The organism is Thermoactinomyces daqus (assembly GCF_000763315.1).
GTDB lineage: Bacteria > Bacillota > Bacilli > Thermoactinomycetales > Thermoactinomycetaceae > Thermoactinomyces_A > Thermoactinomyces_A daqus.
The window spans coordinates 24,580-33,953 of record NZ_JPST01000038.1 but is presented as its reverse complement, the minus strand read 5'-3'; the positions used below and the strand labels follow the sequence as shown (position 1 = coordinate 33,953).

The 9,374-nt window shown below is 48.9% G+C and carries 5 protein-coding genes and 1 tRNA gene; all 6 read left to right on the top strand.

Annotated features, from left to right (window positions below; translation table 11 throughout):
- The first annotated feature begins 60 nt into the window (after positions 1–60).
- The 6 genes from JG50_RS0115305 to glmM all read left to right on the top strand — a co-directional run bounded on the left by JG50_RS0115305 (position 61) and on the right by glmM (position 8,883).
- Positions 61–135 (top strand) — tRNA-Gly (locus JG50_RS0115305).
- An 849-nt stretch (positions 136–984) separates the two neighbouring features.
- The gene (gene rocF, locus JG50_RS0115295) at positions 985–1,887 is read left to right on the top strand and encodes an arginase (RefSeq protein ID WP_033101993.1); all 903 of its coding nucleotides are present in this window, start codon (positions 985–987) and stop codon (positions 1,885–1,887) included.
- 596 nt (positions 1,888–2,483) lie between these two features.
- Positions 2,484–5,267 carry a phosphoenolpyruvate carboxylase gene (gene ppc, locus JG50_RS0115290; RefSeq protein WP_033101992.1) on the top strand — a complete coding sequence of 928 codons (2,784 nt, stop codon included), beginning with the start codon at positions 2,484–2,486 and terminating at the stop codon, positions 5,265–5,267.
- A gap of 223 nt (positions 5,268–5,490) precedes the next feature.
- Positions 5,491–6,318, top strand: coding sequence for a diadenylate cyclase CdaA (gene cdaA, locus JG50_RS0115285; RefSeq protein ID WP_033101991.1), 828 nt, complete (start codon positions 5,491–5,493; stop codon positions 6,316–6,318).
- The gene (locus JG50_RS0115280; RefSeq protein WP_033101990.1) at positions 6,311–7,504 is read left to right on the top strand and encodes a CdaR family protein; all 1,194 of its coding nucleotides are present in this window, start codon (positions 6,311–6,313) and stop codon (positions 7,502–7,504) included. The genes cdaA and JG50_RS0115280 overlap by 8 nt, the downstream gene beginning before the upstream one ends.
- Before the next feature lie 38 nt (positions 7,505–7,542).
- A complete protein-coding gene (glmM, locus tag JG50_RS0115275; RefSeq protein ID WP_033101989.1) occupies positions 7,543–8,883 on the top strand; it encodes a phosphoglucosamine mutase in 1,341 nt (446 codons plus the stop codon).
- Positions 8,884–9,374: the final 491 nt, after the last annotated feature.

The window sequence follows — 9,374 nt, the reverse complement described above, 5'->3', positions numbered from 1 at the left end:
AGCACCTGACTTTTAATCAGGGTGTCGAAGGTTCGAGTCCTTCATGGCTCACCATATTATGCGGAAGTGGCTCAGGGGTAGAGCATCGCCTTGCCAAGGCGAGGGTCGCGGGTTCGAATCCCGTCTTCCGCTCCAACTTGAAAAAGAGGACTTCGTTGAGTTCATCCAACGAAGTCCTCTTTTTTGTATGTCGTGCTGCAATCCGTTTTTTTATTTCGGGGAAGCCAGACAGGTACGAATCAATCTGCCCAAACAAAAACGATGAGAGAAATCGGGCAGGAAAGTACAGAATAAAGAAGACCGAGGGAGCATTTGCGTGACCGGAAACCCGAACCGTGTAATAAATCTCATAAGAAAAGATCAATCCCGAATATAACAGAAAGACGCCTGCATGACGGTTTTTTTTATTGTTGGAAGAAAAAGCATCGGTGAGCAGGATGGGTTACTCATTATGCAATCCCGGTCAGCGGAGATCAGGCGGATGAACATATTCTTGTTCCAAGGCAAAGATATGGGCTAATCCTACCGTGCAAGTGATTGGTCTTCACAGAAACTGACAATCTTGATCAAGAGGGAATGCGGAGAAACCAGTGAACGGATGCAGTTTCGTGAAATGCCGGGCAGCCGGTTTCGTCCGGAAAAGAGATCAATGAGAAATGCATTTGTCCTGTGCCATGGGTTGTTCCCGATCCGGCATTTTTTGGTGCGGGGCAAGATCACGGCTCATCAATTTTCTCCGATTATCCTGGATTCTATCAATCTATCTATTAAATTTTTAATAAGAATGGTGCACGATCATTAAAAATGTGCTACTTTATTCCTCTTATTTGAATAAATATACCAAAATAAGCAGATTATTTCCAAAATATTTCTGTAAGTAAATGAAATTCTGTGCTAAAATGAAAGCGCTTCGTTCATCAGATTGTTGATCATCCAATACCTTGTATTTCATACGCCTGTAGTTCGATAAAAAGGAGAATGGCTATGGAAAAGAAACCGATTACGATTATTGGCATGCCAATGGATCTCGGTCAAGGGCGCCGGGGAGTTGATATGGGTCCGAGTGCCATTCGCTATGCTTCAGCGCAAGCTTTGTTGCAAAAGCTTGGATATGAAGTGGAAGATTTGGGTGATTTGCACGTGCCCAGTCCCGAATCAAAGTCAGCGGGTGATCCAAAGTTAAAATATTTGAATGAAATCAGGGATGTCTGCGAAAAATTGGCTGAAACCGTCTCCGGGGTGATTGCGCGCGATCGTTTCCCGCTTGTGTTGGGCGGAGATCACAGTATGGCAATCGGAACAATAGCAGGTGCAGCAGCGCAGTATGAAAATATGGGGGTTATTTGGTATGATGCCCACGGGGATTTAAATACAGGGGAAACCTCTCCTTCAGGTAACATCCATGGAATGTCCCTGGCGGTCAGTCTTGGAATTGGTCATCCGGACCTGGTGAATATCGGCGGATTTGCCCCCAAGGTACGACCGGAACATACGGTGATTATCGGGGCTCGGGAGCTGGACCCGGGTGAGCGGGACTTGATCGGTCAGCTTGGGATCAAGGTGTTTACCATGCATGAAATCGATCGCCTCGGCATGGCGCGTGTGATGGAGGAAGCCATCGGGATCGTCTCCAATGGAACGGATGGCGTTCATTTAAGCCTGGATCTGGATGGGCTTGATCCGAAAGATGCTCCCGGAGTAGGAACACCGGTACCGGGCGGGGTTACTTACAGAGAGAGCCATCTGGCCATGGAGATGCTGGCAGAGGCAGGGATTGTGACATCCGCCGAATTTGTCGAAGTGAACCCGATTTTGGATCGGGAAAATCAGACAGCAAAAGTGGCAGTTGCCCTCATGGGATCTGTATTTGGACAAAAAGTGCTATAATCAGAGCCTGTCGCGTAACCTTCGATGGTTGCGCTTTTTTATGGATGCTTCGCTGTAACGGCTTAAAGAAGGAAAGGAAAAAAGTGTCGCTTTGTACTTCACCGCACATTATGGCATAATAAAAAAAGATCGAAAAATGAATGTTTATACATTAACCAAAATTTTTTTATTTAATTTATCAAATTTTATGCCTAAATTCTATTATTCAATTTTGAGCGACTCAGAGAAAGAAGGAGGGAAATAAGAAGCGATTGATTTTTAGGATGAAGCATCGTTCTTTTATCGATTGTAAAAGGGATGGTTGTGAAACTTTTAGCAAGAGCCGGGATCGTCTCCGCCTGCGTCCCGAGTGGGGATTCCCGCGACGGAAGCAAAGAGGGCTTCATGTTTTGGTGCATCCGGCCGCTTTTTTCCCAGCGGTTACCGGTTGCTGAAGTCTTGTGTAAATCTGAACATGAGCGATATGGCGGTTACCCGCAAGACCTAGCGTGCAATGAGTCAGGGGGGATCGGAGCAGTATCGACTTCTTTTGGTAAACAGAAAGGCCTTCGCTGATTGATGAACATAAAAGCTTTCTCATATGAAGGGGTGACGGAATGAATCCTTTAGCAAAACAGGCTTCAGCCAATGAGAATCCGTTAAGGCGGGATGTGCGCTTTCTCGGTCATATTCTGGGCGATGTTCTCGTGATGCAAGGAGGAAAAGAACTCCTCGACCGTGTCGAAAAAATTCGCGAACTGACCAAGCAGCTTCGCCGCTCCTATGATCCTGCCGTGCTGGACCAATGCAAATCGGAGATCCGTCAGCTATCGCCGCAGATGCGTCAGAATGTGATCCGTGCATTCGCCATCTACTTCCAGTTGGTCAATATTGCCGAGCAAAACCACAGGGTACGGCGGCATCGTTTTTATCGCCGGTCCGAGGCAGGAGTTGTTCAACCATTTTCGACTGAACATGCAGTTCAGGAGTTGAAAGAAAAAGGCATGACTGCGGAACAAGTGGAGAAAGCATTGCCGTTTCTCTCGCTTGAGCTGGTGATCACTGCCCACCCGACGGAAGCGATGAGGCGAACGACGCTCGATATCCATCACCGCATCGCCGAACTGATGATGAAACTGGATCATCCTTACACCACCGAAACAGAGCGGGAAGAGATCCGCAGAAATCTCTTGGGTGAAGTGACGGCTTTATGGCAAAGTGATGAATTGCGGAGACGGAAACCGACCGTGATGGATGAGGTTCGCAATGGGCTTTACTACATTGACGAAACGCTGTTTGAAGTTTTGCCCGTCGTTCATCAAGAGCTGACCCGCTGTTTAAACCGTATTTACCCCGAGAAGAAGTGGCAGGTTCCTTCCTTTTTGCGCTTTGGTTCCTGGATTGGCGGAGACCGTGACGGAAACCCTTCGGTTACACCGGACGTAACCTGGAATACGCTGGTGCTGCAAAGAAATTTGATCATCCGAAAATACAAAGAAGCTTTGCAAAGCCTGATTAAAAAACTGAGTTATTCCACGCGGAGAGTGTCCATTTCCGATGCGCTTTGCGAGTCTCTGCTAAGGGATGAAGCAGAGGTGAAGCTGGAAGATGTCGGGCAGGGGAAATGGCGGAATGAGAACGAACCTTATCGCCGCAAGTGCACTTTTATGTTAGCCAGGTTACATCATACGCGTACCGGCAAAAAGGAGTTGGGGGCTTACCGGACAGCCGGAGAATTTATTCGCGATTTAACCTTGATTCAGGAAAGTCTGCGTTTGCATCATGCAGATGTCCTGGCCGATCATGATCTGGCCCATCTGATTCGCCAGGTGGAATTGTTCGGTTTTCATCTGCTCACCTTGGATATTCGCCAGCACAGCGCCGAACATGAAAAAGCGTTAACCGAAATATTGGGTAAATTGGGAATTGAGGAACGATATGATCGATTGCCGGAGCAGGAGAAAATCTCTTTACTGACCGAATTGTTGCAAGATCCGAGGCCTCTTACTTCCCCTTTTGCCAGCTACTCCCCGGATACGGAAAAATGTTTGGAGCTCTTTCGCATGATCGCCAGAGCAAAACAGGAATTTGGCGAAGAAGCGATCCGCAATTACTTAATCAGCATGACCCAGGGGACGAGCGACTTGCTCGAAGTGGTTTTGTTCGCGAAAGAAGTGGGACTGCACCGTTTGCACGGCGGCAAAGAATCAAGGCTCCATGCCGTTCCGCTCCTGGAAACCATTGACGACCTGCACCGGGCCGAAGAGATTATGGAAGCATATTTTCAGCATCCCGCCTTTATTCCCTTCTATCATGGAGAGCAGCCGGGGCAAGAAATTATGCTCGGGTATTCCGACAGCAACAAAGACGGGGGTGTGATTACTGCGAACTGGGAGTTGTATCAAGCCCAGCTGAGACTGAACCGCCTGGCGGAGAAGTATGGGCTGAGACTGAAATTTTTCCATGGTCGGGGAGGAGCATTGGGGCGCGGTGGCGGACCTTTGCATCGCAATATCCTGGCAAATCCCGATTCCGCTTTGCTGGGGGGCATCAAGATCACGGAACAGGGGGAAGTGCTTTCGTCCCGTTATTCGCTGAGGCCGATTGCACTCCGGAGTTTGGAACAGGCAACGGCGTCTTTGCTCCTTTCGACCACGACCGCAGTGACGAATGGACATCATGAACTTGATCCGGCATGGGAGAAGGCGATTGAGGAAGTGTCGGGATACGCATTGGAACAATATCAGCAACTCGTCTTTGGCGATGCTGACTTCCTTGGTTTCTTCAACGATGTGACCCCGCTTCCGGAGATAGGGGAACTGAAAATCGGCTCTCGTCCCGCCAGACGCAAAAACAGTCAACAATTTGAAGATCTGAGGGCGATCCCCTGGGTGTTTGCGTGGACGCAGACGCGTTACCTCTTCCCGGCCTGGTTCGCTGCCGGAACGGGACTGGGAAAATATCTCGAGCGAAACGGGGAGAAGGGATTGCGCCTTTTGCGCGAGATGTATCAAATGTGGCCGTTTTTCCATTCCCTGATCGACAATTTGCAGATGGCTCTGGCAAAAGCCGATTTGGTTATCGCCCGTGAGTACACGTCGCTGGCTAAAGATTCAGCGGCCGGAGAGCGGCTGTTTAAACTGATTGAAAAAGAATTTATGCTTACGCGCGAAAAAGTGCTCGCGATTTCGGAACAGGAGGAATTGCTGGATCGTGTGCCTGTCATTCAGGAATCGATTCGCCTGCGTAATCCTTACGTTGATCCTCTTAGCTTTATCCAGGTCTTTTTGCTTGCCAAACGGAGAAAAGAAGAAAATGATCAAACCCTGGCCGATTCCCTTTTGGAAGAAGTGCTGCTGACGATTAACGGGATCGCCGCCGGGCTCAGAAATACGGGTTAAAAAGCGCAGAATGTTTCCTGCCTGCTCATTTGGGGCAGGTTCTTTTTTGTGTGGGATTTTATTGCGGGGGCGGGTTACGGACACCTGTGCTCCTCATTTTCCGCGGCAGCCGGTTAGGGGGTTTCCCATCCGCTGCGATATAATGGAAGAATAACGGGTGATGGAATGCATCGCAGCAATGATGTAGCATAATAATGGGGAACTGAATGGATGGAGGGGACGCATGCAGTCTTTGTTGGAGATTCGCAGTTACTTGAATGATATTATTGATATATTGATCGTCAGCTATATAATCTATCATCTGTTAAAACTTTTGCGTGGTACCAGAGCCGTTCAACTTTTAAAAGGACTTACCGTTCTGATCATCATCTGGTTGATCAGCAACGTATTTCATCTTCGCACACTGGAATGGCTGATTCAAAACCTGTTTTCCGTCGGTGTCATTGCGGTGATCATCATTTTTCAGCCGGAGTTGCGCCGCGCATTGGAGCAACTGGGAAGAGGCGGTTTTTTCGGACGGAGTGTCCAGGCGGAAGATCAGATAGTCACCAGTGTGGTCAGCGATATAGCCAAAGCGGTTTCAACTCTGGCCAAGCAGCATACGGGAGCCCTGATCGTAATTGAAAGGCAGACAGGGCTGTCTGATTATATAGAATCGGGAACGTTGCTGGAAGCGAAGTTAAGCCCGGAATTGATTCGCAATATCTTCATTCCCAAAGGTCCTTTGCACGACGGGGCGGTTATCATTCGCCGGGATCAGCTGATGGCGGCGGGGTGTTATCTGCCTTTGAGCGAAAGCCCTTATATCAGCAGGGAATTGGGGACGCGCCATCGTGCCGGGATCGGCATTTCCGAAATGTCCGATGCGGTTACTGTGATCGTCTCTGAAGAAACGGGCCAGATCTCGCTGGCGGTGCATGGGCGTCTGGAGCGAAACCTGAGTGAAGAAACGCTGGTATCCCGGTTATATGAAGAATTGAAGCCGCCGGAGAAATTTGCGGTTGTATTTTGGTCGCGCAAGGAGAAAGAAGGGAAGAGGACGGATGAATAAATGGCTTCAAAATGACTGGATTTTGCGGATCATTTCGTTGGCTTTGGCCATCCTGCTATGGTCGGCTGTAACCGACACCTCCCTCTCTTCATCTTCAAGCGATACGCATATTCGGGAAGCAACGGTCCAAGTGAAGTACGATGACGAACACTACGATCTGGTCGGAAAACCCCCAAAAGTGGAATTGATCGTAGAAGGCAACCAAGCCTTCTTCGGGCATTTTTCGACGAATTATCGCCTTTATGTCGATGCACGGCGTGTTGGGGCGGGAACACATCAGTTACCGGTTCAGGTGAAAGGATTGCCGTATCCTGTCGATGCCCGGGTGGAGCCGGCGCGGATCGATGTGACCCTGGTTCCCAAGCTGCAAAAGGAGATGCATGTGGAACCGGAATTGATCGGAAGCGTCCCGGACGGCTTTAAAGCGGGGACTCCCGTGATCAATCCGGACAAAGTATTGGTAAAAGGAACGGAAGCGGAACTGAAAAAGGTAACTTCTGTCAAAGCGATTGTCAATTTGAATAATAAGAAGAAATCAGTGAATCAAGTCATTGTACTCCAAGCATACGGTGAAAACGGACCTTTATCCAACGTCGAAATTGAGCCGAAAACCGCAGTGGTGCAGGTTCCGATCAGCATTCCCGGCAAGACCGTGCCTCTTTCAATCGAACCGGGGAAAGCGCCGCCCCCCGAATACGCCGTAGCCGGGATCGATACCAATGTGGATCAGATTACCGTGTACGGACCGATGTCATATCTGAATCATTTACAATTTTATGCAGGTCCCCGGCCTGATTTATCGGACATAACGGAAGACACAACGTTGGTGATGCCGGTTCCGGTTCATAGTCCGGCCATAAAAGTGGAACCCAAAGAAATAAAAATCTATGTTAAAATGATTCCTGCTGAGACAAAAGTGATCAAGAACGTTCCATTGGAAGTAACAGGATTAAATGGAGGGGTGAATGCCCGGATCCTTTCACCGTCCGATGCGAAATTGAATATCACTCTTTCAGGAGCACCCAAACAGATCGACCAGCTTGGTGCAGCAGATGTACGGGCACTGGTGGATGTTTCAAATCTGTCCGCTGGAGTCCATGATGTGCCAATCCGGTTTGTTCTTCCTTCCTACGTGCAGGTCGTGGGTCAAGATAAGTTAAAAGCAAAGATCCAAATTTTAGGGTAACGGATTTGTTGGTTGCTTACATGAGGAGGAGAAAATGTATGGGTAAGTACTTTGGAACCGATGGAGTACGGGGAGTGGCAAATGAGACCTTAACACCGGAATTAGCCTTCCGTTTGGGGCGGTGCGGCGCTTATGTACTGACGAAAGAGAAAGAACGGCCGAAAATCGTTGTGGGTAGGGATACGCGCCTCTCCGGTGAATTGCTTGAATCCGCGCTGATCGCAGGAATCATGTCAATCGGATGCGACGTCATCCGTTTGGGGATCGTGACCACTCCGGGTGTCGCTTTCCTGACACAACACCTGGAAGCCGATGCGGGCGTGATGATTTCTGCATCTCATAACCCTTTTCCGGATAACGGCATTAAATTTTTCGGTGCGGATGGATATAAACTGTTGGATGAAACCGAAGCGGAAATCGAGGCGCTGATGGATGAAAAGGAAGATCGGCTGCCACGTCCGGTCGGAGATAAAGTCGGCCGGGTGACTGACCAGCCGGATGCGGTTTCCGCCTATCTCGATCACCTCAAAAATACGATTGATACGGATCTGTGTGGAATGCATATCGTGGTGGACGGGGCAAACGGGGCTGCATATGAACTGGCTCCGCTGTTGCTCCGGGATTTGGGTGCAGATGTAACGGCGATCAATGTCAATCCGGACGGAGTGAATATTAACGTAGAGTGCGGCTCGACTCATCCCGAGCGGCTTCAGGAAGAAGTTCTGAAAAAACAGGCCCATCTGGGATTAGCCTTTGACGGAGACGCTGACCGCCTGATCGCTGTCGATGAAAAAGGAAATCTGGTGGATGGGGATCAAATTCTGTGCATATGCGGTTCCTATTTAAAAGAAAAAGAGAAATTGAAAGAAAATACGATTGTGAGTACCGTCATGAGTAATATCGGTTTTTATAAAGCGATGGATGAGCTGGAGATCCGGACGGAAAAAACCAAAGTGGGCGACCGCTATGTGATGGAAAAAATGAGAGAGGGCGGTTATAACCTGGGCGGTGAACAATCAGGCCATATTATTTTCCTTGATTACAATACCACCGGAGATGGAATGCTGACCGCCGTTCAGCTCCTACGCGTGGTCAAGGAAAAAGGGCAAACCCTGTCCGGCCTGGCGTCGATGATGCGAAAATATCCTCAATTGCTCGTGAATGTGAAGGTAAAAGACAAGGCGGGTTGGGATCAAAACGAAGCGATTCGCCAAAAAATTGCCGAAGTGGAAAATGCGCTCGGCAGTGACGGGCGAGTTCTGGTTCGCCCGTCGGGAACTGAACCGCTCATCCGCGTGATGGCTGAAGGACCGGACGAAGAGGCGCTGCGGGAATATGTCGGCCGCATTGCGGATGAAGTGAAAAAGCAACTCGCCTGAGATGTGCCGACACCGACACATTATTTTAACATTTGCCGTATAAGAAGGGGGATGTAGGGTTTCGCCTTTCCCCCTGGCCCTTTTTTGATCGGACTGCTTTACATTTTTGTTATTTTTGAATAATATAATCCCATAGGCGAAGTAAAAACATCGCCTTCTTCATTTTTTGGGAGGTGAAGAAGCGAAAAGGGAGAAGCAGAGGTTTGGAAAAGTTGTCGAAAAGCGCCAGGACTGCGGTGTGAACGAAGACTCCGCAGTTGACGAGGTGGAGGAGTATCGAAAAGATCGGCGGATACCTCCCGGCTTTGCGCCAGAGCCGAGGAATCGCTGTTCAAACCGGTGAGGCGACTCATCGAACAAAAACAGCGATATGGCGTGAATGAGCAGACAGAAAAAATAATAAAAAGAAACGAATCAGATCAACCTTTTTGTTGAGCGGATGTTTTTGCTGAAGAAAAGGGAGGGCATGAGAAGAAAGATCCGGTTTAAAC